The organism is Cellvibrio polysaccharolyticus, from assembly GCF_015182315.1.
GTDB classification, from domain to species: Bacteria; Pseudomonadota; Gammaproteobacteria; order Pseudomonadales; family Cellvibrionaceae; genus Cellvibrio; species Cellvibrio polysaccharolyticus.
Genome location: NZ_PRDL01000001.1, coordinates 1 through 26,065, shown reverse-complemented (window position 1 = coordinate 26,065; position 26,065 = coordinate 1). Strand labels below are relative to the sequence as shown.

General features: G+C 51.6%; 22 protein-coding genes. 11 read left to right on the top strand and 11 right to left on the bottom strand.

Annotated elements, in window-relative coordinates; all coding sequences use genetic code 11:
• Positions 1-97 precede the first annotated feature (97 nt).
• On the top strand, positions 98-706 hold the full coding sequence (gene slmA, locus C4F51_RS00110; RefSeq protein ID WP_193906034.1) for a nucleoid occlusion factor SlmA: 609 nt from the start codon (positions 98-100) through the stop codon (positions 704-706).
• Between the two features lie 127 nt (positions 707-833).
• Here slmA and C4F51_RS00105 read toward each other — a convergent pair whose 3' ends face one another.
• A complete protein-coding gene (locus tag C4F51_RS00105; RefSeq protein ID WP_193906032.1) occupies positions 834-3,782 on the bottom strand; it encodes a TonB-dependent receptor in 2,949 nt (982 codons plus the stop codon).
• A 622-nt stretch (positions 3,783-4,404) separates the two neighbouring features.
• On the opposite strand from C4F51_RS00105, the gene zigA reads away from it, so the two are divergent.
• The 3 genes from zigA to C4F51_RS00090 all read left to right on the top strand — a co-directional run bounded on the left by zigA (position 4,405) and on the right by C4F51_RS00090 (position 7,613).
• On the top strand, positions 4,405-5,592 hold the full coding sequence (gene zigA / locus C4F51_RS00100) for a zinc metallochaperone GTPase ZigA (protein WP_193906031.1): 1,188 nt from the start codon (positions 4,405-4,407) through the stop codon (positions 5,590-5,592).
• Positions 5,593-5,813: 221 nt separating this feature from the next.
• Positions 5,814-6,515, top strand: a complete 702-nt coding sequence (locus tag C4F51_RS00095) for a ZrgA family zinc uptake protein (RefSeq protein WP_193906029.1) — start codon at positions 5,814-5,816, stop codon at positions 6,513-6,515.
• Between the two features lie 75 nt (positions 6,516-6,590).
• Positions 6,591-7,613, top strand: coding sequence for a CobW family GTP-binding protein (locus C4F51_RS00090; RefSeq protein WP_193906027.1), 1,023 nt, complete (start codon positions 6,591-6,593; stop codon positions 7,611-7,613).
• A gap of 49 nt (positions 7,614-7,662) precedes the next feature.
• On the opposite strand, the gene C4F51_RS00085 is transcribed toward C4F51_RS00090, so the two are convergent.
• Entirely contained in the window at positions 7,663-8,316 is a 654-nt protein-coding gene (locus C4F51_RS00085) for a DUF3299 domain-containing protein (protein ID WP_202987570.1), read from the bottom strand.
• 87 nt (positions 8,317-8,403) lie between these two features.
• Between C4F51_RS00085 and C4F51_RS00080 the strand changes: the two genes are divergently transcribed.
• From C4F51_RS00080 to aqpZ, 3 genes are all read left to right on the top strand, one after another.
• Complete coding sequence (locus C4F51_RS00080) at positions 8,404-9,150, top strand: ABC transporter ATP-binding protein (protein ID WP_193906025.1); 747 nt, start codon at positions 8,404-8,406, stop codon at positions 9,148-9,150.
• Positions 9,141-10,397, top strand: coding sequence for an ABC transporter permease (locus C4F51_RS00075; protein ID WP_193906022.1), 1,257 nt, complete (start codon positions 9,141-9,143; stop codon positions 10,395-10,397). The genes C4F51_RS00080 and C4F51_RS00075 overlap by 10 nt, the downstream gene beginning before the upstream one ends.
• 220 nt (positions 10,398-10,617) lie before the next feature.
• Positions 10,618-11,313 (top strand): aquaporin Z, encoded by a 696-nt coding sequence (aqpZ, locus tag C4F51_RS00070; protein WP_193906020.1) that lies wholly within the window; start codon positions 10,618-10,620, stop codon positions 11,311-11,313.
• A gap of 124 nt (positions 11,314-11,437) precedes the next feature.
• On the opposite strand, the gene C4F51_RS00065 is transcribed toward aqpZ, so the two are convergent.
• The 5 genes from C4F51_RS00065 to C4F51_RS00045 form a co-directional block, all read right to left on the bottom strand.
• Positions 11,438-12,235 carry an OmpA family protein gene (locus C4F51_RS00065; protein ID WP_193906018.1) on the bottom strand — a complete coding sequence of 266 codons (798 nt, stop codon included), beginning with the start codon at positions 12,233-12,235 and terminating at the stop codon, positions 11,438-11,440.
• 3 nt (positions 12,236-12,238) lie between these two features.
• Positions 12,239-12,664 (bottom strand): DUF4398 domain-containing protein, encoded by a 426-nt coding sequence (locus C4F51_RS00060; protein ID WP_202987569.1) that lies wholly within the window; start codon positions 12,662-12,664, stop codon positions 12,239-12,241.
• A 627-nt stretch (positions 12,665-13,291) separates the two neighbouring features.
• A complete protein-coding gene (locus C4F51_RS00055; protein ID WP_193906016.1) occupies positions 13,292-14,668 on the bottom strand; it encodes a GntP family permease in 1,377 nt (458 codons plus the stop codon).
• A gap of 109 nt (positions 14,669-14,777) precedes the next feature.
• Positions 14,778-15,779: an LLM class flavin-dependent oxidoreductase gene (locus C4F51_RS00050; RefSeq protein WP_193906014.1), complete on the bottom strand. Its 1,002-nt coding sequence runs from the start codon at positions 15,777-15,779 to the stop codon at positions 14,778-14,780.
• A 215-nt stretch (positions 15,780-15,994) separates the two neighbouring features.
• A complete protein-coding gene (locus C4F51_RS00045; RefSeq protein ID WP_193906012.1) occupies positions 15,995-16,387 on the bottom strand; it encodes a globin domain-containing protein in 393 nt (130 codons plus the stop codon).
• Positions 16,388-16,742: 355 nt separating this feature from the next.
• On the opposite strand from C4F51_RS00045, the gene C4F51_RS00040 reads away from it, so the two are divergent.
• Both C4F51_RS00040 and C4F51_RS00035 read left to right on the top strand, forming a co-directional pair.
• Positions 16,743-19,157, top strand: coding sequence for an acyl-CoA dehydrogenase (locus C4F51_RS00040; protein WP_193906010.1), 2,415 nt, complete (start codon positions 16,743-16,745; stop codon positions 19,155-19,157).
• A gap of 241 nt (positions 19,158-19,398) precedes the next feature.
• Positions 19,399-20,313, top strand: a complete 915-nt coding sequence (locus tag C4F51_RS00035; protein ID WP_193906009.1) for a pirin family protein — start codon at positions 19,399-19,401, stop codon at positions 20,311-20,313.
• A 51-nt stretch (positions 20,314-20,364) separates the two neighbouring features.
• Here the strand turns inward: C4F51_RS00035 and C4F51_RS00030 are convergent, their stop codons facing one another.
• Together C4F51_RS00030 and pyrE are read right to left on the bottom strand one after the other, a co-directional pair.
• Positions 20,365-20,979 (bottom strand): hypothetical protein, encoded by a 615-nt coding sequence (locus tag C4F51_RS00030; RefSeq protein WP_193906007.1) that lies wholly within the window; start codon positions 20,977-20,979, stop codon positions 20,365-20,367.
• A gap of 25 nt (positions 20,980-21,004) precedes the next feature.
• On the bottom strand, positions 21,005-21,652 hold the full coding sequence (gene pyrE, locus C4F51_RS00025) for an orotate phosphoribosyltransferase (RefSeq protein WP_193906005.1): 648 nt from the start codon (positions 21,650-21,652) through the stop codon (positions 21,005-21,007).
• A gap of 208 nt (positions 21,653-21,860) precedes the next feature.
• Between pyrE and C4F51_RS00020 the strand changes: the two genes are divergently transcribed.
• A complete protein-coding gene (locus tag C4F51_RS00020; RefSeq protein ID WP_193906003.1) occupies positions 21,861-22,637 on the top strand; it encodes an exodeoxyribonuclease III in 777 nt (258 codons plus the stop codon).
• A gap of 130 nt (positions 22,638-22,767) precedes the next feature.
• Here C4F51_RS00020 and rph read toward each other — a convergent pair whose 3' ends face one another.
• Positions 22,768-23,487, bottom strand: a complete 720-nt coding sequence (rph, locus tag C4F51_RS00015; RefSeq protein WP_193906001.1) for a ribonuclease PH — start codon at positions 23,485-23,487, stop codon at positions 22,768-22,770.
• Between the two features lie 36 nt (positions 23,488-23,523).
• Positions 23,524-24,597 (bottom strand): hypothetical protein, encoded by a 1,074-nt coding sequence (locus C4F51_RS00010; protein ID WP_193905999.1) that lies wholly within the window; start codon positions 24,595-24,597, stop codon positions 23,524-23,526.
• 200 nt (positions 24,598-24,797) lie between these two features.
• On the opposite strand from C4F51_RS00010, the gene C4F51_RS00005 reads away from it, so the two are divergent.
• Positions 24,798-25,667 carry a YicC/YloC family endoribonuclease gene (locus C4F51_RS00005; protein WP_193905997.1) on the top strand — a complete coding sequence of 290 codons (870 nt, stop codon included), beginning with the start codon at positions 24,798-24,800 and terminating at the stop codon, positions 25,665-25,667.
• The last annotated feature ends 398 nt before the right edge of the window (positions 25,668-26,065 follow it).

Below are 26,065 nucleotides of genomic sequence, written 5' to 3'. Positions count from 1 at the left end.
TTGCCGGTATTATGGAATTGCTCTCTACTCTGTTAATGTCGCGTGGTCATTTCCAGAGTGCAATAGTCTTCGGTTAATCCGAAAAGCAGGATCGCTAATGGTCAACCCCACAAAAACCTCCCGTCGCCAGCAAATTCTCGAATCTCTTGCCTGCATGCTGCAAGACAGCCCGGGTGAACGCATTACCACCGCTGCGCTGGCAAAAAAAGTCGGTGTCTCTGAAGCTGCGCTGTATCGTCACTTCCCCAGCAAATCAAAAATGTTTGAAGGGCTGATCGAATTTATCGAAGAGTCTATTTTCAGCCGCATCACCCTTATTCTTAATGAAGAAACGACAGCCTTGAAGCGCTGCGAAAAAATCCTTATTTTGCTGCTGACGTTTACCGAACGAAACCCTGGCATCACCCGTCTGTTAACCGGCGATGTTCTCACCGGTGAAACCGGCCGCTTGCGGGTGCGAGTAGTGCAGTTTTTTGAACGCGTAGAAACCCAGTTCCGACAAATTTTGCGTGAAGCGGAATTGCGCGAAGGCTTAAGGCCTGTCAGCACCGTAGGTGCAACGGCCAACTTGTTGGTCAGCTACATCGACGGCCGTATCACCCAGTTCGTCCGCACCGAATTCCGCCAGCCTCCGACGGGTTATTGGGCGGAGCATTGGCTGTTGATGTCCGATGGGCTTTTGCACTCACCCGATCACACCTCGTGAGTTGAAACACCACCAGGGTGGTGGTGATTGAAGGTAATAAAAAATTCCCATAAAAAAACGCCGCATAAAGCGGCGTTTTTTATTTCAAGCCAGTCGCCATCAGAGATGGCGGCTATTTTGAGGTCTATCAGAACTTCGCACGAACACCAACGGTGTAACGGGCTTCGTAAATGTTCTGGTTAACTACAACATCAGACCACTGCATGTAAGTTTCTTCGTATTCCTTGGTCAGGTTGGTACCTTGCAGGTATACGCTTACGTTGTCGTTGATATCGTAGCTAACAGAGGCATCAACATACGAAGTTGGCGCTTGCCACCAGGCAGACGGGTTGCCATCAATCCACTGGCGACCGATGAAACGCTCGCTGCGGTAGTTGTAGGCAATACGTGCTTGCCATTTGTCGTATTCATACCACAGTACGGCGTTAACCTGGTTCTTCGAGTTGTCGGCCATTGGAGCTGTTTTGCCGTAGAAGTCCTGGTCGCTTCCGGTACCGGTGGTGTAGGTGTAGTTAATAGTGGTACCCAAACCACTCCACAAGCCTGGCAGGAAGTCAAAGCTTTGCTGGTAGCCCAGCTCCCAACCTTTGATCACGTTACCTTCGGTGTTTTCAACAACAGTCAGGTCAATTTCACCATCCGGGTTGCGGTTAACACCATCAGAATCCGGTACCGTGTCAATTTGTGTGGTACGGGTAGCAATAGCGGTTTCTACGTCAACACGGAAGGCACCAATAGTGATCATGCCGCCATCAGTGAAGTACCACTCCAAAGAGGCATCCAGGTTGTCAGAGCGCCATGGGTTCATATAAGGGTTGCCGTATTCGGAAGCACTTACTGATTTGAACACATTGTTGTCTGAATCGTAGTTGGTGGTGAACACGCGACCACGGCCCAGGTTGTTGGCATCCATCTGCATCATGGTTTTGGTGTAAGCCAGACGCAGTTTGGTATTTTCAGAAGTTTCAAAAGCAATGTTTGCTCGCGGCAGGAAATCATTGAAGCTGCGACGGATAACATTGGTACCCGTAATGGCATTAGGCGTGCCATCCAGAGTTTGGTAAGGAACGCCATCTACTTCAATTCTGTATCTGAAGTCCATGTTGTATTTGGTAATGGCAAGGTCAGTCTCGATGTACTGTAAACCTACGTTGGCCTGGTAAGGAAGACCTGAGTCACCCTCGAAAGATGCCTGGGCATAGAAGGTTTGTGTTTGCTCATCAACAATGTAGCTTTCGCGGCCATCTTTGACTTTTATGTTTCCCGGGAAAAATTGTTCCTGGAAGGCAAGGTTGTTTTTCATCGCATTGGTATTGATGAAGTAGTAACTGTTGCCATCGCCAGCTGGGCCGAAGTCGCTAATAGAGGTGATCAGGCCTCTGTTTTGCAAGTCGGTGAAGCTGAAGGTTTGACCAATAGTTTCGCCACCTTTTACGCCTTCAAGGCCTGAGTCTCTCCATTTGGAGTACACAGTCACATCATTGCCATCAGCATTTTTTACGGTGAAAGGTGCTACGTAATCAAACTGGTCGCGCACAACTTCGCGATCGGCAAAACGGTAACCGAAATCAAATTTCATGCCGTCATTGAAATCGTAAGTACCGTCGAGACGGAGTACGTCAAGGGTGGCTTCTTCATCGCGGTTCTGGTCAGCAAAGGTGGATACCATGCCGTAGCTGTTGATGTCCTGACCGAAGTTTTCCGGGTAGGTGAAGCTTGGGTGTTTGCCAGAGAAATCTGCAACTACATCAACGCGATCCGGGCCGTAACCATTAGGATTTACTGGCGCTTTTACGCCACCTTTGTTGGTTTGCAGGCCGTGTTGCGCACCGCTGGTGATAAACGCATCAGCAAAGTTGCGGGTGTGTTCGTTGGTGGCATTGCCGTGAACATAACGCACAGAACCGCTCAGATTATCGTTAACTTCGATATTCGCTTGCAGGTTCAGGTTAATGGATTCGCGGTCTGACATTTGCGTTTCGCTTTTGGCAAGAACGCGCAGCGCTTCCAGGTTAACTACGGAGGCGGTGTAGAAATCTTTACCATTGCCGCCAGCAGCCGGGCCACGATTTACCAGCGTGCTTTGATCCGGGTTTACCCAGTCATACTTGGACCAGGCGTTATCGGCGATCAAACCGTTAACGAAGTCGCCTTGTTCCATTTTGGTGTAGAAAACATCAGCCAACAGTTCAACACGGTCATTTACCTGGAATTGAACAGTACCGGATACACCAAGACGTTCACGTTCGGCGATGCGGTTGGTCACACCGTAGTCGATGGTGCCGAATACAACATCGTTAGTATCGCCGTCGCCAGTCAGATCTTTAGGAACGTCACGGCCCGGCCAGTCAGCATCTTCGTTATAGCCACGGAACCAGCCATCGCTGTACATGCCGTAACGGTAGTTAGCCAAAGTAGCCTTGGAGTTGGTAACGCTCAACAAAGCACCGAAGTTGTCGCCATTGTTAAAGCCGGCGAAACCGGTGATTTTGTGGCCGGTATCGTCGTCGGTGTAGTTACCTTGTGAACCTTCCGCAGAACCTGCGAAAGTCCAGCCTGAATCCAGGTCAAACGGGCGACGGGCGATCAGGTCGATGGTGCCGGCAACACCGGCAGCCAGGGTAGAAGCCTGGGCAGATTTAAGTACATCCACGCGTGACAGCAGTTCGGCGGGAATGTCGGTGAATTCCGGTTGGGTCGTGGTTATGGAGCTGGCGCTGAGGAATTGCTCGCCGTTCATCAGGGTGCTTACCTGAGGCATGCCACGCACGTTAACGTTGGCGCCTTCACCGGCGTTACGACGAATCTGGATACCTGGAACACGTTGCAGGGAGTCGGCAATGGTGGTGTCCGGCAGTTTACCGATATCTTCGGCACTGATGGCATCGACCACGGAGGCCGCATCGCGTTTTACGTTAACTGAGTTGGCGAGGGAGGCGCGAATACCAGTAACCACGACCTCTTCAACCATGTAGTCCTCTTCCTGCGCGAGGGCGATGGTGCTTACAGAACTCAAAGCAACGGCCGCAACACAGGTAGACAACAGGCTCTTACGAAAGCTTGAAGGCTGCTTCATGGAGTAACTCCTTAAATTTATAGGGCATTTGTCAACTTTTTTTCCGGACGCGATCAGGCGAGGATGTGGGAAATCGGGGTGGGCGCACTGTTTTGAGTTATCCATCGCCCCAATCCGGATGGTTGATCGGGGCGGTACATTAATTGAAACCGGTTACAGATTCAATGAAAAAAGTCGCACAATTCCCCGTTAAAATCCCTAAATCGGTGCATTTTAAAATTGCTGTAAAAATACACAATATGTCACTGGGAGTAACAATGGAGTGGTAGTAGTCACCTAATAAATTGATTTCATTGTGAAATAGTAGGAAATCGTTACGTTGTGGGCGGGATGATTTGTTACCGTATTTTTTGTCGTCGAAAGCATTTTATCTGTAAAATCGAGAAACCGATTACAAAACATTACATAAATGTGATCCCTTATGGTGCGGCAGCTAAAGCGGTGATTGCCAAATTCTGACGAATCGCTTTAGTATTTTATTGTTATGTTATAACGTAAAATAAAGAAAGGCTCGGAGATTGAAGGAGTGGTTAAATACGATTCCCAGCATGTCCGCAGAAGAATTTCTTGCCGTGGTACCTCCCGGGAGGCGCCTTGTTTTTCAACCTGTAGGAAGCTTGCAATGAGACAACTGCCTGTAACGGTATTATCGGGATTTCTGGGTGCGGGGAAGACCACGTTGCTCAATCACATTTTGCACAACCGGGAAAACTTGCGGGTTGCGTTGATTGTGAATGACATGAGCGACATCAACATTGACGCAGCGCTGGTACAAAATCAGGTAGAGCTGCATCGTACCGAAGAAAAACTGGTGGAGATGAGCAATGGATGCATCTGTTGCACTCTGCGGGAAGACCTGCTGATTGAGGTGGAGCGGCTGGCAAGAGCGGGGCAATTTGATTATCTGGTGATTGAATCTACCGGCATTTCCGAGCCGCTCCCGGTTGCTGAAACCTTTACCTTTGAATCGGAAACCGGTCAGAGCCTGTCGCACATCGCCCGGCTGGATACCATGGTGACAGTCGTAGACGCGGTCAATTTTGCGCGTGATTACCAGGAGGCGCGCTTGCTGAGTGATGTTGGCGAACACCTGGGCGAAGACGACCAGCGAAGTATTTCCTGCTTGCTGGTAGAGCAGATTGAATTTGCTGACGTAATTATTGTTAATAAAGCCGATTTGGTGACGGCGGAAGAAATTTTCCGCTTGCAAGGCATATTAAAGGCGCTCAACAGCGAAGCAGAAATCATTGTTGCTACCCGTGGCGCTGTGCCTCTGAACAAAGTGCTCAATACCGGCAAGTTTGATTTTGAGCGGGCACAACAGGCGCCAGGTTGGTTGAAAGAGTTGCGTGGCGAGCATCAGCCGGAAACCGCAGAATACGGCATCAGCAGTTTTACCTACCGGGCGCGTAAACCCTTTCATCCGCAAAAAATATATGACTTCTTTAATTGCCCGATGCTCAGCGGCAAATTATTACGCTCCAAGGGGTTTTTCTGGCTGGCAAGCCGGCCGCAAATGGCCGGGCAGTGGAGCCAGGCGGGCGGTCTTGCACAGCATGGCGCGGCAGGTTATTTCTGGAAGGCGCTGGCAGAAGAGCATTGGCCCACCGACCCCGAGCAATTGCATTACATTATGGAAAAATGGCAGGAGCCTTTCGGCGATATGCGTCAGGAATTGGTGTTTATCGGACAGGATCTGTCGGTAGAGGTATTGGTGCAGCAATTGGACGCCTGTTTACTTTCCGATGAGGAGGTGCTGGCCGGAAAACATTATTGGAGTGGCTTGCCCGATCCCTTTCCTGCCTGGTAATGGTAAGGTGATCAGCTATGCTTTGTTGCAGTCACCAGGTGTAGCCGAAGCCATGTGGCATGGCGGTGTTTTCGTTACAAAAATAACGACAGCTTTTTCGGCGTTCGCTGATCATCTTTGGGCATTAAAAAATTACCGATAACGCATGGCCGTGCAATACATTACTGCCATGTTTCCGGAAATTTTTTATCCGAAAAATAAATTGAGTAAGGACCCATGTTATGAAACTGTTTTTAAATCCGATATTGCTGGCCGGGCTTGTTGTGTCATTAAGTGCCTGCCAGCAGGAGCCGCCGCCGGAAGCAGCCGCCGTCTTGTCATCGCAAGCAGCTGCAGAACACACTCATCACGATCACGATCACGATCACGATCACGATCACGATCACGATCACGATCACGATCACGATCACGATCACGATCACGATCACGATCACGATCACGATCACGATCACGATCACGATCACGATCACGATCATCGTGAGGCGGGAGCGCATGTGCACGGTGCCGGTGATGTCACTCTGGTGCTGGAAGGTCAGGCGTTAGCCATTGGTTTTACCGTCCCTGCAATCGACTTGACCGGCTTTGAACACCAGCCACAATCGGATACAGACAAGCAAAAGTTGACGCAGGTGGTTGAACAACTGGGCGACTATAAGAAGCTGTTCACATTGCCTGCCGCTGCCGGCTGCCAGGCAGCCGCAACAGAAGTGGTGTCCACATTGTTAAGCGGTGAAACCGAATCACATGCGGATTTTGATATTCAATATGTACTGAATTGCGAATCGCCGGAACACCTGTCGGAAATTACCCTGAATATTTTTTCTGCATTTCCATCCTTGCAGCAGCTGCAAGGCAGCTGGATCGTAGATAATCGCCAGGGCTCACACCGCTTCAGTGCAGATAACAACACGCTGAAATTTTAAAAATTTCCAGCGGGATTAACGGCTGACAGTGATCGGCAATCCGGTTACTATCGCCGTTTTTTCTGGTTAATGTTTATGTCAAAGCGCATTCCTACCAATATCATTACCGGCTTTCTCGGCGTGGGCAAAACCACCGCCATCACCCATTTGTTAAAAAGCAAACCGGCAGAGGAAATCTGGTCGGTGCTGGTTAACGAGTTTGGTGAAATCGGCATTGATGGCGCCATGCTGGATCAGCTGGATAATGTTCATGTGCGCGAAGTGCCAGGCGGCTGCATTTGCTGTGTGGCCGGGCTGCCGATGAAAATCGCTTTGAATATGCTCATTGCGCGAACCCGTCCCGATCGTATTCTTATTGAACCCACCGGTCTTGGCCATCCTGAAGAAATTATCAATACCTTAACCGGAGAGTATTACGACAATGTTCTGGATTTGTGCGCGACGCTGACACTGGTGGATCCGCGCCGTTTATCGGATGAGCGTTACATCGGTAATGCCAGCTTTAACGATCAGTTGGCGCTCGCCGATATTGTGGTAGCGAATAAAACCGATCTGGCGTCAGAGCAGGATAAAGAAATATTTAACGAATGGGTTCAGCAACACGGCAAAGACAAGAGCGGTATTGAATGGATCAGCCACGGAAAGATTGATCCGCAATGGCTTTTAAAACCTCGAAGAGAAAGAGCGGCGCAGCAAGGCGAGCAACATCGTTCTGCGCTGGCTCCCCGTCAGGAAGTGGCTTTGCCGGTTGCATTGGCGGAGGGGGAAAGCTGGTTGTGCCGCACCAATCAGGGCAATGGTTTTTACAGTGTGGGCTGGTTGTTTCATGCCGACATCCCGTTTGACTTTAACGGATTTTTTCTGCTGCTGTCCGGGTTGTCGGTGATGCGTTTTAAAGCCGTGCTGAACACCAGCCAGGGGCGTTATATTTTCAATGCGGAAAACGGCGTGCTCAGCGTTAATCAGCCCCCGTTGCTGGATGATGGCGAGCCACTCGAAAGCCGATTGGAATGTATTGATGACAAGCCGATTGATATAGCCGCGCTGCAGGCCAGTATTCTGGCATTGCAGCTACTGCCCGGTTTTGCTCAGCGGTAATAAAAAGGCCTGACAACAATATATTGTCAGGCCTGGTGTATGTTCCGGTTTACTGCGGCTCGGGAATGTCGCCTTCCTGATATTCCACCAGCTGGCTGGCATCAAGGCTGTAAGAGGCGAGCGCCATATCATTTTCGATGGTTTCAACTTTCAACTTTCCGGATATCCAGAAAGGTGTGTAGAGATTTTCCAGGGTAAACCCTTTGGCGTAGCGCACATAAATAATTTGATTGGGTGGCGGTGGCGGCACATGGATGCAAGCGCCAAAATACGGCACCAGAAAGAAGCTGGTAATCACATCGTTATCGTCAAAATCAATCGGCACAATGTAACCGGCCAGGCGAATATTGGTGTTGTCCAGCTCCGGCCTTACACGGGTTGAAACCAGTGCATCCTGCCAGGTGCGCTCCTGGCTTTGCCCGGCCTGAATCGCCTGGCCTATGGCATTGGCGACTTCATCTTCAAAACTGGAGGTGGGACTTTTTAAGGTTGTTGCGGTCGTATCCTGCATCAATTCGTCGTCGCTCAAACCTTCGTGATCGACGGCGGGCATATTCATCAGCAATTGCAGATCTTCTTCCGGCATCAATTCGGTCCAATCGACGGTCCTGGGGGCTGCATCGGCCAGGCACAGGTTGCCAGCCAGCAACACTGGCAGAAGCAAGGCTTTCAGGGGTGCAGTTGCGCGGTGAAATAACGTCATGACTTACTCATCGATTAAGGTACATACAGTGTTGCTCTATCATAAACCAGGTTGTCGGGCTTATGAAGTTCACAGGAGACCGACAAAATGTCTGTAAATTCAATTTCTGAATCATCAATATCCACCGGGGCGGAGCCGTTGATCCGACTTCGGGATGTAAAATTTCGCTGGAAAGTGTCCGCACCTCTGCTGCTGGATATTCCACAGCTGGATATTTTTCGTGGTGAAAAAGTATTTCTATTCGGACCATCCGGCTCGGGCAAGTCAACGCTCCTAAATTTGCTCGCCGGTATTGCCAGGCCAACGTCCGGGCAAGTGGATTTGTTAGGTACGTCCTTTTCAGGCTTGTCGCAGCGCCAGCGGGATCTGTTTCGGGCCAGGCATATCGGCATTATTTTTCAGCAGTTCAATCTCATTCCTTATTTAAGTGTGCTGGACAATATTGTGCTGGGTGCGCATTTCGCCGGTCAACGTGGCCCGGCTGTGCAGCAAACGGCGCGTGACCTGTGTGACCGTTTGGGCTTGTCGGCCAGCCTGTTGTCACAACCCGCGCGTCAAACCAGCGTAGGCCAGCAGCAGCGCATTGCGGTAGCGCGAGCTTTATTGCTGAAACCGGAAATTCTTATTGCTGACGAACCTACGTCAGCGTTGGATAGCGACAGTCGCGATGCCTTTATGTCGGTGTTGCTGGAGACGGCGCAGCAAGTGGGCAGCACGTTGTTATTTGTCAGTCACGATAAAAACCTGCAACCCTTTTTCAATCGCCATCTCGATATGGGTCTTTTTAAAGCCGACGATCAAACTGCTACACAGGAGAGCCGCACGTGTTGTTAAAGCTGGCCCGTTTAAGTTTATGGAATCGACGCATCACCGTCCTGTTAACCCTGGCGTCACTGGTGGTGAGTATTGCGCTGGTGTTGGGTATTCATCATTTAAAAAATCAGGCGCGCAGCAGTTTCAGCCAAACACTAAGCGGTACCGATCTGATTGTTGGCGCCCGCTCCGGGCAACTTAATTTGTTGTTGTATTCAGTGTTTCGTATTGGCAATGCTACTAACAATATGACCTGGCAAAGTTATCAGGAACTGGAACAACACCGTTCGGTAGCCTGGATGGTGCCGATTTCTCTCGGCGATTCCCATAAGGGTTATCGCGTATTGGGCACCTTGCCTTCCTATTTTGAACACTACCGGTTTGGCCGCAATCTTCCGTTGGTGCTGGATAGCGGAAAGGTGTTTGATGATCTTTACGATGCGGTGCTGGGCGCGGAGGTCGCGCGCAAACTGGGTTACAAGGTGGGTGATCAGGTGGTACTGGCGCACGGCACCGGCGCGGTGAATTTGCACCATCATAATGACAAGCCTTTCGTGGTCAGTGGCATTCTCAAACCGACCGGTACGCCGGTAGATCGCACCATTCATGTCAGCCTTGCCGGTATAGAAGCTTTGCATTTGGATTGGCAGCAGGGCATGCCGCTCCCGGGCCGTCAGGTATCTGCCGAGCAGGCACGCGAAATGGCATTGACGCCCTCCAGCATCACTGCGGCTCTGGTGGGGCTAAATTCCAAGGCCGCAACCTTTACGGTGCAGCGACAGATTAACCAGTATCGGCAGGAACCGCTGATGGCAATTTTGCCCGGCGTTGCTTTATCGGAAATGTGGCAAATGCTGGGCATGGTGGAACAAATGCTGTGGTTGATCTCGTTGATGGTGTTGGTTGCAGCACTGATTGGTATGACGACCAGTTTGCTGGCATCGATGAATGAACGGCAGCGGGAAATTGCTGTGCTGCGCGCGGTAGGCGCTCGCGCCAGTCATCTGTTTTTATTAATTGAACTGGAAGTATTACTGATTACGGTGCTGGCTCTGGTACTGGGCGGCGCATTGCTTACTGGCAGTTTATTGTTAGCCCAGCCGCTACTGGCTGAACACCTGGGATTATTTATTGCCATTAATCCAATACAAAGCGATGTGTTGAAAATGGCCGGTATAGTTGTGGGTGTTGCGCTATTACTTGGATTGATTCCTGCCGCAACCGCGTACCGCCGTGCTTTGCACGAAGGGCTTTCGCAACGTCTTTGAAGTTCGGGCGCACAGGGATGTGTTATACCGGAATACCGCTCTGCTTTTCCGTTTTTACTGCTCTTTATTGACCCTCCCAGCCTGCCTGGCTGAAATTAGTGCCAATCTATAACCAAATTAACATTGTTATTTACTATTTTAAAAATCAGCCTATAAGTGGTCGTGTTTGAGTTGGTTCTTTTTTTCAAAAAAAACTGTTCAATCACTGAAGGAAATAATAATGAACAAATATATTGCAGAATTAATCGGTACTTTCTGGCTGGTATTCGGGGGCTGTGGCAGTGCTGTGCTGGCCGCGGGCTTTCCCGAACTGGGTATTGGTTTTGTCGGCGTTTCTCTGGCCTTCGGTTTAACGGTACTTACCATGGCCTATGCCATTGGTCATATTTCAGGCTGCCATTTAAATCCTGCGGTATCCATTGGTTTGTGGGCTGGCGGCCGTTTTCCTGCGGCGCAGCTTTTGCCCTACATTCTTGCTCAGGTGGTTGGCGGTATTTTCGCAGGTGCGGTTTTGTACCTGATTGCAACCGGCAAAGCCGGGTTTGATGTCAGCGCGGGGTTTGCATCCAACGGTTATGGCGAGCATTCCCCGGGCGGTTATTCACTGACCGCTGCACTGGTGGCAGAAATTGTATTGACGCTGTTTTTTCTGGTGGTCATTCTGGGGGCAACGGATAAGCGTGCGCCTGCCGGTTTTGCTCCCATCGCTATTGGTCTGGCGTTAACGCTGATTCACCTTATTAGTATTCCGGTAACCAATACTTCTGTAAATCCTGCGCGCAGCACCGGTGTGGCGGTATTTGTTGGGGATTGGGCCACCGCGCAATTGTGGTTGTTCTGGGTTGCACCTGTTATTGGTGCGGTGCTGGGTGCGCTGGTTTATCGCATGATCAGTTGTGAAAAGAAATCGGCATAAATTGTGGCTGGTTAAAATAAACCCCTTGAGGGTTGAGCTGTTCCCCAAGTCGAATAACTTAAGGCGCCGCTCAACCCATCAAGGGGTTTCTGGTTCAAAAAACTATTTACTGAAAAATAACGTCTTACTGCAAAATAACTTCAACACGACGGTTTTGCTGACGGCCTTCGGCGGTGTTGTTACTGGCTACCGGGTAATCCTGGCCTTTACCGAATGCGTTGATGCGATCAGAAGAAACACCGGCGCTAATCAGTTGTTGTCTTACTGCATCGGCGCGGCGTTGTGAAAGCGCTTCGTTGATGGCAACAGTACCTGTAGTGTCAGTGTGACCCTCAATGATAATTTTACGCTCCGGCTCCTGATTCAGGCGTTGTGCAAGACGATCAATATTCGCTCTCGAACCTGCTCTTAAATCGGCCTTGCCCGTTGCGAAAAGTACATCGCTCAGGGTGAACACGGTGCCGCGATCAGTTTGCTTTTGTTTCAGGTCAGCCAGTTCCTGCTCCAGGGCAGAAGCGCGCGCTTTGGCACGATCTGCTTCACGGGTGCGTGACTCTAACAGTACGCGTTCACGTTGATCAGACAGGGGTTTAACCTGATCTTCCGCGAAACGGGTTGCTGCCTGAGCGCGGGCAATTTCTACGCGGTTTTGCGCCAGGTAAGCGAGGTGAGCAGTAAGCTCCGGCTCTTTACGCGGATCAGCGCCTTCTGCTGCGCGAACCGCTTCTTCGGCATCGCGAATTGCGGTAGGTGCCAGGGTGGCGAGTTTGGAGTCAGACTGCAAATTGGTCAGCGACGCACGCGCCTGTTCAACTGCCGGATCTTTAGCAGCTTGTTGGGTTCCGCATGCTGTTACACCGAGTAAGCCAACGCTTAATACAGTAATGCTTGCGATACGGGAAAAAGAAGATAAGGTCTTCATGTATTAGCCTCCGGTGCGTTGCAATGCGCTATCCAGTGCATCGATATTGCGCTGAATTTCGTCGTTAACGGATTTTGCACGAGCTTCCTGTGCTTTGATGGTAGCCAGTTCTGCATCGCTACGGGATTGCTCTGCCAAACGACGAGCTTTAAGCGCTGCTTTTTCATCTTTGTTGGAAACAGCCGCTTGCGACAGATCGCGCGCTTGTACCAGTTTTTCACGAGCGCTACGCAAATTAACCGAGGCGTAATCTGCTACGCGCGCTTCTTCTGCACGGTTGATGGCATCTTCTGCCTGACGGATAGCGTCGTTAGGTGGTTGCGGTGTGCTCGCGCAGGCACCGAGGAACATACAAGTGCCGATTGCCAGTAATACAGAAGCCCGGGTGCTGCGAGCGCCGCCTGGTCGCTGATTGGATACTTGACGCATAATCATTTCCTTATCGAGATAAGTTGATGGTTGCATGATTGCTACTCTTGAAATCGCACCGGGTGCGAAAAACAACAATAATGAAAGGACCTTTATGAGGGTTTTGAATACGCCAATCCGTCACAGATGATCGAACTGGTGAGCGGCGTTATTAATAGATTTTTAATAGCACCGGGTACGTAAGAAATAGTTCAGCAAGTTATAGGTGTCAAGGAAGGGTGTCGTCGTATTTTCCTTTTGTGATGCAAGTGACGCTTTTTTTCTCATGAATAAAAAAATCGCATGTCGCATTATTTTTCTTATTTTTTTCAGCAGACGGGAGAATTCGATTTTATTGGTTCGTGTTACTGAAGCAGGGAGGATAGTTATTTTAAATTCGGGTCAATATCGAAAAAATCCATGACGAAATTTTCATGTGACCCGTGTCATTATTTTTCTGTGACGAAATTTTTAACAATTTTTTCGAGGTGATGGGCTTTTTTGTACAAATTTTTACCACAATCGACTTCTGATGCCAGGTTGCAGAAATCGGCGGGAAATTTCCAAAGGCAGGATGTTCAGGCAGATGACAACCGCTTCCCTGGCGAAGCTTTTTCGCCGCCGGGGAAGCTTTGAGACGCTCCGCTTTCAGAGCAGGAGGCTGCCGATAAAGGCCAGCAGGAAGGCGATGCTGCCGAGCAAGGTTTCCATCACCGTCCAGGTTTTAAGCGTGGTTTTTTCGTCCATTTCAAGAAAGCGGCTGACCAGCCAGAAACCCGAGTCATTGACGTGCGACAGCACCGTAGCGCCGCCGGCAATGGCGATCACAATAAAGCACAGGTCAAACTCACTCAGCCCGGTGGTTGCCGCCACCATGGGCGCGACCAGTGCCGCAGTGGTGGTCAGTGCCACTGTCGCCGAGCCCTGCGCCACGCGCAGCGCTGCAGAAATCACGAAGGCGGCAAGTATGACCGGCATGCCGGTATCCGAGAGGGTATCCGCCAGTGCATCGCCAATGCCGCTGGCCCGCAAAACGCCCCCGAACATGCCGCCTGCGCCGGTGACCAGAATAATGGAGCAGATGGGCCCGAGGGCATCTTCACAGACTTTTTCAAGGTGTTTGCGGCTGTGTCGGCCACTGAAGGCGATCAGTGCAAAGAGCACGGTGATCAACAGTGCCACCGGCGTTTTGCCGATCATCCGCAACAGCTGCACCCAGTTGCTGTTGCCATCGACCACGCCCATTACGCTCAGGGTATTGAGCCCGGTGTCGAGAAAGATCAGCACCAGTGGCATCAGTAGAATTGTCATTACCAGCGAAAATGGCGGTGGCGCCACGCTGGTGTCGCGCTCAACGTCGGTCAGGAAACTGGCGGGCAGATTGAGATGGAAGCGTTTACCGGCCCACAATCCGAACAGATACCCCCCGAAGTACCAGGTGGGGAGCGCAATCAAAATACCGGTGAAAACCAGCAAACCGATATTCGCGCCCAGCAGATCGGCCGCGGCTACCGGGCCGGGGTGCGGTGGCACCAGCGCATGCATCGCGGCGAAGGCGGCAGCGGCGGGCAGGGCGTAGGTCAGCGTTGATCCGCCAAACCGTTTGGCCACGCTGAAGATGATCGGCAGCATCACGATCAGCCCGGCATCGAAGAAAATCGGGAAGCCGAAAAGCAGGGACGCGAGCCCCAGCGCGAGCGGCGCCCGGTGTTCGCCGAACTTGTTGATCAGGGTGTCGGCAAGTACCTGGGCACCGCCGGTGATTTCCAGCAATCGGCCAATCATCGCGCCGAGACCGACCAGCAAAGCCACCGCTGCCAGGGTGCTGCCGAAGCCGCCCAATAAGGTTGGCACCACCTGGTTGAAGGGGATTTGGGTCGCCAGGGCGGTGAAAATACTCACCAGCACCAGTGCCAGAAACGCATGCAGGCGGAAACGGATAATCATCAACAGCAGTAGCAGAACGGCGCCCGCTGCGATGGACAGCAGCGCTCCGGCGCCGAGGGTAGTGGTAACCTCATTCATGATGAGCGTCCTCTTTTATTTATTGTTGTAGCTGTTCGGCAATGTCGAACGCACATGTCATGGATGGATAAAACAAGCGTGACCGATCGCCATCATACGGGTGGACGCATCAGGCTTTAAAGATCTCAGCCACAATTTCCAGGGATCGCAAGTGGTGGCGATGATCATAAATATTGTTGGTAAAAATAAACTCATCTGCTCCGGTTTCCTGCTGCAAGCGTTGCAGCTTCTCTGTCACCGTAGCCTTGCTGCCGACCACCGCGATGTCGAGGAAATCATCAATATGGTGTTTTTCTTCCAGTGTCCAACGGCCATTCATAGTTTCCACGGGCGGTTTTTGCCGCAGAGACTGGCCGCGAATCAATGACAGGATGCCTTGTTGCACCGTCGTGAACAAAAAATCCGCCTCTTCGTCGGTGGGCGCGGCGACCAGCGGCACACCAATCGCGGCATAAGGTTTTTCCAGTACCGCCGACGGCTGAAAGTTGTTGCGGTAAATCTGCAAGGCTTCCATGAGCAGTCGCGGCGCAAAATGTGACGCAAAAGCATAAGGCAGGCCGCGTTGGGCGGCGAGCCGCGCACTGAATAAACTGGAACCCAGTAACCAGATGGGCACGTGGGTGCCGACGCCGGGAACCGCATGCACCTTTTGCCCGGGTTGTGGTTCGCCTAGGTAGAACTGCAGTTCTGCCAACTGCTCCGGAAAGTTTTCCCCGTTACTCTGGATGTCGCGGCGCAGCGCACGCATGGTGGCCTGGTCGGAGCCGGGCGCACGGCCAAGGCCGAGATCAATGCGGTCGGGGTACAAGGTTGCCAGCGTGCCAAATTGTTCGGCGACTACCAGCGGCGAATGGTTGGGCAACATAATGCCGCCGGAACCGACCCGTATGCGGGAGGTGGCACCGGCGATATGCCCGATCAGCACCGTCGTAGCCGAACTGCCGATACCATCCATATTGTGGTGTTCCGCCAACCAGAAGCGGGTGAAGCCGAGCCGGTCGGCACACTGCGCGGTTTCGACCGAGCGCTCGTAGGCTTCGCGATAACTGCCGGTGTCGCGTACATGGGCAAGATCAAGCAGGGAAATGGCGGTGGATGTGAGTGATGTCATGGGTCTCTCCGAATGCCGTGGGTGTTGCTGCAAGATGTGATGGATCGATCTTTTGCCAGAGAGTTCCGGCGCCAGTGGGTGTTTCCTTTATACAGCGATGTATTTCCCTGGCTCCGGTCACAGAGCCTCGAATAAACGTCACTCGCGCAGCGATTGTACGCGAGTGGCTTCAGGTGTAACCGTGATCAACAGCCGTTGCATGAAAACCGGTGCGATCAGTAATGCGCTTTAATCACATTGATACCTTTAATCAACACGTCCTTCCAGGCGTCGGCGATTTCCGGTGAATATTGCTGATCGTGTTTTTTGATGGTGCTCAATAAGGAATGCAGCCAGATGTCATAGAGCTCCGGGCCAATATCGAAGCCATGACGATTGTGGGTTTGCCCCAGCGCTTTCAGTTTGGTGTCCGGCATGCCGCGGGCGTACATCACCAGGTTGAGAATGCCCTGGCGCAGCAGGCGCTTTTGGCCAACCATATCGGTGTTAACGAATTTCTCGCGCACTTTCGGCGAACTGGCGAGAAAGTGTTGATAAAAATCATCGAAAAAATCAGCTTTGGCGCAGCAGCGGCCATAGCTTTGCATCACTGTATCGGTAACACCCATCCCACGCGCCTTTCATCAGCAAAACGGCATTGTTTATCTGGCGCAAGGATAAAGCCTTGTACAGGAAAAACCAGAGGCAGTTCTAACACACCGATTTTTTTATAATTAAATTGTCGTAATACTCAAAACCTTGGCATATTTGCCCGGTAAAAGTGAATTTCTCAATAGAACAGGTTCACCGTTCATGCCGCCGGGTGCGACAAAATAATGTTGTTCCACTGTCTGCCAGGCTATGGTTAGGGTAACTCCGGTTAAAGGGAGTAAGATAAGAAAAATGGCATCTGGTTGAATGACCTGCGTGATTTTTCCGTGTAACCCTGTCGGTTTTGATCATTCCGCAAATGAGGGAGTTTTTATGTTATTGCTGTCTGTGGTGTTAATCATTGTATTGATTGGCGTGCTGATTTATCGGCAGGTTCCTCTGCCTGCAGCGTCGGCGATTCTGGCGATCAGCTGGTTGATTCTTGGCCTCTTTTCTCCCTGCCTGCTATCGCTTTGGTTAGTGATTCCTCTCGCGGCAATTCTGCTGGTATTAAACGTCCCCTCCTTACGTGTGCCTTTCTTATCCCGTCCGGTATTTGGCTTGTTGGCTAAAACCATGCCGAGCATGAGCGTAACCGAGCGGGAAGCGATTGAAGCGGGCACTACCTGGTGGGAGAAAGACCTGTTCAGTGGTCGTCCCGATTGGGATGAATTTGCGCGCATCGGTTTGCCGCGCCTTACCGAGGCCGAACAATCCTTTATTGATAATGAAGTGAGCGAATTTTGTGCCTTGCTGGATGAATGGGAAATTCATAACAGCAAGGACTTGTCACCCGAAGCCTGGCAATACCTGAAAGACAAAGGCTTCTTTGGTTTGATCATCCCCAAAGAATTTGGCGGCCACGATTTCAGCCCCTACGCCCAGAGCCGGGTGATGAGCAAGATCGCCAGCCGCTCCATTACTGCCGCCGTTACGGCCATGGTGCCCAACTCATTGGGGCCTGGCGAACTGCTGATGAAATACGGTACCGAAGAACAGAAGCAACGCTGGTTGCCTGGTCTTGCGAAAGGCACCGAGATTCCCTGTTTTGGTCTCACTGGCCCGGAAGCCGGTTCCGATGCCGGGGCCATCCCGGATGTCGGTATCGTTTGCCACGGTTTGCATGAAGGCAAACAGGTGCTGGGTTTGCGCCTCACCTTTAACAAGCGCTGGATTACCCTCGCGCCGGTGGCGACGGTGGTCGGTCTGGCGTTCAAATTGCAGGATCCGGACGGTTTGTTAGGCAACCCCGACAAAGTGGAATACGGCATTACCTGTGCGTTGTTGCCGGCAAATCACCCCGGTGTGGAAATCGGTAAGCGTCACAACCCCGGTTCGCCCTTTATGAACGGGCCGGTAATGGGTACCGATGTGTTTATTCCGGTAGATTGGATTATTGGTGGCACCGCCATGGCCGGTAAAGGCTGGCGGATGCTGATTGAATGCCTCGGCGCCGGGCGTGGTATTTCCCTGCCGGCGCTGGCAACGGCCAGCGGCGAAGTCAGTTACCGTCTGGTCGGCGCTTACTCGCGTATCCGCCGTCAATTCAATATGGAAATCGGCAAATTTGAAGGTGTACAGGATGCCACGGCCGAGATTGCCGGTGGTGCTTATACCCTGGAGGCGATGCGTCATCTGGTCACCCGGGGTCTGGAAACCGGTGCGCCGTCGGTGATGACCGCGATGGCGAAATATCACGCTACCGAAATCATGCGCCGCCTGGTCAATCACAGCATGGATATTGTTGGTGGTCGCGCTATTCAAATGGGGCCGCGCAATTTCCTGGCGTTTCCCTATCAGAGTATTCCGGTGGCGATCACCGTAGAAGGCGCCAACATTCTCACCCGCTCGCTGATGATTTTTGGTCAGGGCGCTATCCGTTGCCATCCTTATTTGTTTGAAGAAATGCAAGCGATGCAAAATCCGGATAAAGAAGCCGGTGTGCAGCGCTTTGACGGATTATTTATTCGCCACCTCGGGCACGTCTTCAGCAATCTGGTGCGCACCATTGTTACCGGCTTTACGCGCGGACGCTTGGGTGGGGCTGTGCCTTCCAATGCCGATCGTTTCAGCACCCGCTGGTATCAGCGTATCAATTTGCTCAGTGCATCGCTGGCGGTAACCTCGGATTTTGCACTGGCGATTCTCGGTGGCAATCTCAAACGCCGCGAGTTGTTGTCTGCCCGTTTGGGTGATGTGCTCAGCCAGTTATTTATTGCCTGTTCCATTTTGAAATACCACGCATCGCACATTCGCAGTCATGCTGAAGACGTGCATGCCGAGTACGCGCTGAACTTGGCATTGTTCAAAGCCCAGGAAGCCTTGATTGATTTTTACCACAACTTCCCGGTGCGTCCGGTTGCCTGTGTGTTGCATTTCCTGACCTTCCCGTTTGGTCGCATTTTGAAAAAGCCGTCCGATCATCTGATCCGTGAGGTGGGCGACCTGATCATGGAAGACAATCCGGTACGTCAAAACCTTGGCCAATATGTTTACGTTACGCAGGATCCGGAAGATGCGGCCGGTCGGGTCGAAAGTACTTATCAATTGTTGCTGGCATTGGGCCCGGTGTGGCATACCTTTATTAAGGCGCAGCGCTCCGGCAAGTTGCAGGGCGACACATTGGCCGAGCAACTTCAGGATGCGGCCAGCAAAAATATTATTCAGCAAAGCGACATTGCCCGCTTGCAGGAATACGATGCCCGCCGCTTTGATTGTTTGCTGACAGATGCGTTTGAAAAACTTTAGGTAAGATGGTTTTTCGGGCGTTTATGAAAATTGCCATATGTTCGCTTGCCATTAGGCCAGTATTTTCAAAAACGCATAAATACGTCCCTGTAGCTCCGTCGAGTCGTCCATGACTCGACGGTTTTGAAAATACTGGCCTAACGCCAAGCTCGTGCAGCGCTACCGGTTTTTATCATTAAAACAGCTAATCCGAACCGATGGATTAGCTGTTTTCCATTTTATAAACTGAAACAGGTTAACTATGAGTTGGATGCCGGATCAGGAACCGGAATGTCATGAGCAAAAGCAGGCATCAATTGCCCGCATTATTGTGCCGCGTGCCCGCGATCTGGGTGACTTTACGGTAAGACGTGTGCTGCCCTCCGGCCGCCAGCAAATGGTCGGGCCGTTTATTTTTTTCGATCATATGGGGCCGGCAACGTTTGGCGTTTCGGAAGGTATGGATGTGCGGCCGCATCCGCATATTGGCTTGGCTACGGTTACCTATTTATTCAAAGGCTCCATTCTGCATCGCGACAGCCTGGGCAGTGAACAGCTGATTGCGCCCGGCGCCATCAACTGGATGCTGGCGGGTAAAGGTATTGTTCATTCCGAGCGTACGCCTTACGCGATGCGGGGGCAGACTGAAGAGGTGGAAGGTTTGCAATTGTGGGTGGCTTTGCCCACCCATCTGGAAGAAACCGAGCCGGCATTTACCCATTATGATGCCCGGGCAATACCGGAAAAACGGGATGCCGGTATCTATAGCCGGGTGCTCGCCGGACAGTACGCCGGGCTGACATCGCCGGTGCAAACCCAATCGCCATTATTTTATGTTGAAGTGCGGCTGGATGATGCGGCCCATACGGTTATTGAAGCGAACTACACAGAGCGGGCTATTTATATTGTCAGCGGCAAGCTGGTGATAGATGAGCAGCAATACGATGCGGCGCAAATGCTGGTATTGGCTCCCGGAGAAGAAATTCCGGTAACAGCAATGTCCAATAGCCATTTTGTGGTGTTGGGTGGTGAGCCATTGGACGGCCCGAGACATGTGTGGTGGAATTTTGTTTCCAGCCGTCTGGAACGCATTGAGGAAGCAAAGGACGACTGGCGAGAAAAGCGTTTTCCTTGTGTGCCTGGCGAAACCGAATGGATTCCCTTGCCCGAAAAATAAAATGATTGCAAAGCAGACGTGGTGGGGGTGCTCCCGCTTTTGCACTCCCCGCTAGCGGCTGATAATTTCGAAGCGGCGGCGGTCTTCATCAAACCGGTCAGAATGTAATTGGTATTCGGTTTGTCGTTGCCGGATTTGCTCGCGGGTTTCCTGTATATCCGTTTCCAGCGTCGCCATGTTATTCAGCAGTTCTTCCGGCACATCGCGGCCACTGCGTTCACTCATCGCGGCACGGGATTGCAGCGCTTCGATTTGCAGGCGGGTGTTGGCGAGGTTGGTTTGTAAAATATCAATATTGCTTTGCAGCTCCAGCAAGCTGCGTGCTTTTACCGCGTCGATATCGTGCAGCGTGCTGTAACGACGGCGTAGCAGCGCATCGTTTTGTTGCTGTTCACGATGCGCGCTCCGCTCCAGTTGAATGCGCTCGGCATCCGCCGGGTGCGGCGCCGGATCTACCACACGTACCACATCGCCATTGATCGCCACGACTTCGTAACCGCTGCGTATGTACTGCGGTGGTATGCTGCGATCCAGCACCTTGATGCCTTGCTCATTCACATAACGGTAGTACACATTGGCGGGTACCTTGTCATCGGCCCGGGCGGCGATGACAGTGGTATTTATTAACAGCAGTCCGATCAGAGTATGGCGAAGATAGTGTGTCATGCGGCAGATCCATGTTGTCGCTGTGTCAGTTGTCGACACCCCAGGTGGCTCGGTACTGTTTGATTTTTTCGACCTTGTCCTGCTGATCCGGGCGTGCTTCCAGATAGGCGATAATATCATTGAGTTTAATGATGCTGACAACCGGAATGGCGAATTCCTGTTCAACTTCCTGGATCGCCGACAGCTCGCCTTTACCGCGCTCCTGGCGGTTGAGCCCGATCAACACCGCAGCAGGTTTTGCACCGGCATGGTGAATAATATCCATCACTTCGCGCACCGCCGTACCAGCGGTGATCACATCATCCACGATCAGAATGTTACCTTGCAGTGGTGCACCCACCAGCGTGCCGCCTTCGCCATGATCTTTTGCTTCTTTGCGGTTGTAACACCAGGGCAGGTCGCGTTGATGCTGGTCGGCCAGCGCAATTGCGGTAGATGCAGCCAATGGAATACCTTTATAGGCGGGGCCAAATACCAGATCAAAATTTACACCGGCATCGATAATCGCTTCGGCGTAAAAACGCCCGAGTGCCGCCAGTGCCTGGCCACTTTGAAAACGCCCGGCATTAAAGAAGTAGGGGCTGGTGCGGCCGGATTTCAAGGTAAATTCACCAAAGCACAGTGCCTGATGTTCAATCGCCAGCTGGATAAAGTCTTGCTGGTACTTTTTCATGCAATTTTCCTGTAAATAGGCTAAGTTTCAAATGTCTAACAATAATAAAAGGAATCGCTTGCCAAGCGCGGTTCGTGGGATACCTGAGAGATACCAGCTGGAACCAAAAGGTCACTAAAAGTAGCAATTGTCACGCCCGGTAATAATAGCGGTAACACAATTACATTAAGCTCGGGTATCATACACAGTCCGTAATCAAGGGGCTAACATGAGAGTTATCAGTCTTAGCGTCGATGGAATCTTTCAGGCGGCGCAGCGAGGCCTATATACCTGGCTCGCTAATCAGGACGCCGATGTAATCTGCTTGCAGGATTTGCGCGCATTGGAATACGAGCTGGACAAACCCATTTTTCAGCTCGATGGTTATTTTGCCTATTTTTTCGACTCCGGTACCAAACACTATAATGGTGTGGCGATCTATACCCGCGTTCAACCCAAAGCGTTGATTTACGGGTTGGGTTTTTCTTCCGGTGTAGATATGGAAGGCCGCTATTTGCAGATTGACTATGAACAACTGAGTATCGGTTCGCTGTTAGCACCGAGCGCGACTTCAGAGATGGAGTCCCAGGAAGTCAAAATCAAATTCTTTGATGATATGCAGGCGCACCTCGACAAAATTACCCGTAAACGTCGCGAATATATTTTCTGTGGCAACTGGTCCATGGCGCATACGCCGCGTGACGTTTCCAACAGTACAGAAAACCAGCATAACTCGGGTTTCCTGCCGCATGAGCGTCAATGGTTGAGTCAATTGTTCAATCAGTTGGGTTATGTGGATGCATTTCGTCGGGTTAATCGCGATGGTGATGAATACAGCTGGTGGCCGAGCGGTAACAAAGATGAAGGCGATGGCTGGCGTACCGATTTCCAGGTGATTTCCAACAGCATTGGTGGAAAAGTGGAGTACGCGACTATTTATAAAAGTCAGCAGTTCTCCAGTCACTTGCCGGTGGTTATTGATTACGATATTGAGCTTGAACACTAATATTATCGAATGATCCACCGGTTGCTGCGGCAACACAGGGCGTTTTGCAGGGATGTTAATAATGGCAGGCTGTTACTGAAACACCGGTTGTATTTGCAACCGGTGTTTTGCTTTGCGTGTTTGCTTTTAATCAGCGCTGGAGAGACTGCTGTTGCAGCTGATGCAATTCCGCGATGCCCTGTTTGGCAAGTGCCAACATCGATTGAAACTCTGCTTCGGTGAAAGGCTCGGCTTCAGCGGTGCCCTGAATTTCTATAATACCGCCGTCATTTCCCATCACCACATTCATATCGGTATCGGCTGCCGAATCTTCCGGATAATCCAGATCCAGTACCGGCACGCCCTGATAAATACCTACTGATACTGACGCGATAGCGCGCTTCAATGGCTCACCGGTTACCAAGCCTTTACTCTTGAGATGATCAATCGCATCGGCCAGCGCCACCCAGGCACCGGTAATGGATGCGGTGCGTGTGCCGCCATCGGCCTGAATCACATCGCAGTCAATATGAATGGTGTTTTCGCCCAGGCTGTTCAGGTCAACAGCGGCACGCAGCGAGCGACCAATCAAACGTTGAATTTCTACGGTGCGGCCATTTTGCTTGCCGCGCGCCGCCTCGCGATCCATACGGGTGCCGGTGGAGCGGGGCAGCATGCCGTATTCTGCCGTCAGCCAACCTTTTCCCTGACCTTTTAAAAAACCGGGTACGCCGGCTTGCGCGCTGGCGGTACAGATGACTTTGGTATCGCCAAACTCTACCAGCACCGAACCTTCGGCGTGTTTGGTGTAATTGCGGGTGATGCGGATAGGCCGCAGTTGTTCGGGTTGTCTGCCGGATGGGCGCTGCATGGTAAAACTCCTCACTCTCATTAATTGGTCGGTACCTTAACCGTTTGTATGCAAGTCGGCCAGCGTCCGGGTCAGATATTCAAAAGCGGCTGCCTCACCTTCGCTGCGCAAAATGTCCAGGTACATTTGCCACCGGGTGTCGTCAAGGGGAAGTCCTTGCCCGTTCTCGTTGTTCAGGGTGGATTGTTCAAGGAGAGTGACCAGCTTGCCGCGGGCTTCTTCCTGATCCGCTTTGAGTCGGGTGACTACGGGGTCATCCGCATCGCTCGTTATTTGTGCGAGACCGAGACCGATGCCTTGCAGCAATAAGGTGCGGCCGTTTTCGGCGAGATTCAGGCCGCGCGCCCGGCAGGCGCTACGCCATTCCGCATTGGCGATTTGCTCCCGGCATAAGGTAATCAATTGCGAGAAGCTTCTGTTGGTAATGGCGGCTGCGTGGCCAAAAACACCTTTCTGCCACTGGCGGTTGCGCTCCTGCCAGCCGAAGCGGGTGAGAGACTCGCCAATTATCTGCAATTGATCTGCCCATAGGTCATCACTATAAGAACTGTGAGCGCTTTCGTGCAGCTCGTTGAGGGCGGTTTCGAGATCGCCGTTCTGCCAAGCCAATAACGCCAGAAAATCGCGAACCCGACCATTGTCGCCATCGAATGACATCAAGCGGGTGCGCAATTGTTCATTGCAAAAGAGGGGGTCGGGAAGTTCAAGGCAATGATCTGCCAGCGTCATATTCAGCAGCGCATGAAAGGGGTCTGCTTGCAGCAGGCGTTGCAAACGCAAAAACGCGGTTCGGGTATCTTTTTCGAGCAGGGCGGCAGCCAGCAGGTGTTCCGGGAGTTCCGAGTCACGAATTTCGGCGATCCAATCATCCAGCGCTGTTGAGAATGTTGTCTGCTCCGGATGTTGCGGCTCGTCATTAATGACGGCAGGCGCCGTGTGGGATGTTTCGCGCAGGTTTGCCGGGGCGTTGGAAAAAGCGGGTGTGCTGGAGAGGCTGCTTTGCGGTGAATGCTCCCGAACATCGGTGCTTCGCAGCATTATGACCAGCGCGCCTGCTAAAAAAATCAGTAGAGTTACACCCATCAGCAGGCGTTTTGACAGAGGTCGCATTGATGAATTCCTTGTAGCGATTTCGCTAGGCGGGCGGTTGATATAGCTTGCTCAAGCTGTGATAACATCAATCCACTCAATCAGGAGCCTCTGAAAAATACGCTGCACTGCCGCCATCAGACCTCTCCTGAATCCCGCTTGGGCCGCGATACTCTAGCAGTTCCCGGCTTTGCAGTAACTCTCGACGAAAAGGAAACATCATGCCTCGCAGTATGACCGGATTTGCCCGCCGTGAAGCCAAACTTCCCTGGGGCACTGTGATTTGGGAAATTCGCAGTGTTAATCATCGCTACCTGGAACCAGGCTTCAGGCTGCCGGAAGATTTTCGGGAAATTGAACCCGCTCTGCGGGAGTCAATCCGCAAAACCCTGCAGCGTGGCAAGGTAGAGGTCAGCTTGTATATCCAGCAGGAACAGGAAAATGAAACCGAGTTGGGGGTTAATCTCCAGCGGGTTATTCAACTGAGTAAAGCCGCGCAACAAATTCACGACCAGTTGGGTGATAAAGCTGCGCTGATCAATCCGCTGGAATTATTGAAATGGCCTGGCGTCATTCAAAAGCAGGAAGTGGATCGTGAAGCCCAGCAAGCGGCGGTGATCGATTTATTTCAAAGTGCGTTGATCAGCCTGGTAGAGCACCGCACCCGCGAAGGTGCCGAACTTGAACAATTGATTGTGCAGCGGCTGGATGCCGTATCAGCACAAGTGGTTGCTGTACGTGCCAGGTTGCCGGAGATTTTGCAAGCGCAGCGCGAAAAATTGCAGCAGAAAATCGCCGCGCTGGGGGTGGAGCTGGATTCAGAAAGGCTGGAGCAGGAAGTGGTGCTGCTGGCACAAAAAGCCGATGTAGCGGAAGAGCTGGATCGCCTCGATACGCATGTTATCGAAGTGAAGCGCAGCCTCAAACAAACCGATTCGCTGGGCCGTCGGCTCGACTTTTTAATGCAGGAACTGAACCGCGAAGCCAATACCTTATCGTCCAAAGCGATTGTCAGCGATACCACGCAAGCAGCGGTTGAGTTGAAAGTATTGATTGAGCAAATGCGCGAGCAGATTCAAAACATCGAGTAAAACTTCGGTATTTCCTGCTTGCTTTAACCACCAGCGTTGTGGAAGCAAGCGGGATAATTTTTAAAAACAAAAACAAACCGAAAAAATTATTTTAATTCCCTTTATTTTTTTATCGTTACTTCCCGACTTCCCGACTTCCCGACTTCCCGACTTCCCGACTTCCCGACTTCCCGACTTCCCGACTTCCCGACTTCCCGACTTCCTTATATCCGTATTTCTTGACATCCTGACTCGCTTACACATCTGAATATATTAATCTGCCCATTCGTACATCCCTACTGTTGCTGGAACATGCACGATCAAAAGACTACCATCCTGGAATATATGGAGCTTGGTCACGTCTACGTATGTAATTGATACTGTTCCAACATACTAGCATGGTATGATCTCAGCTATGG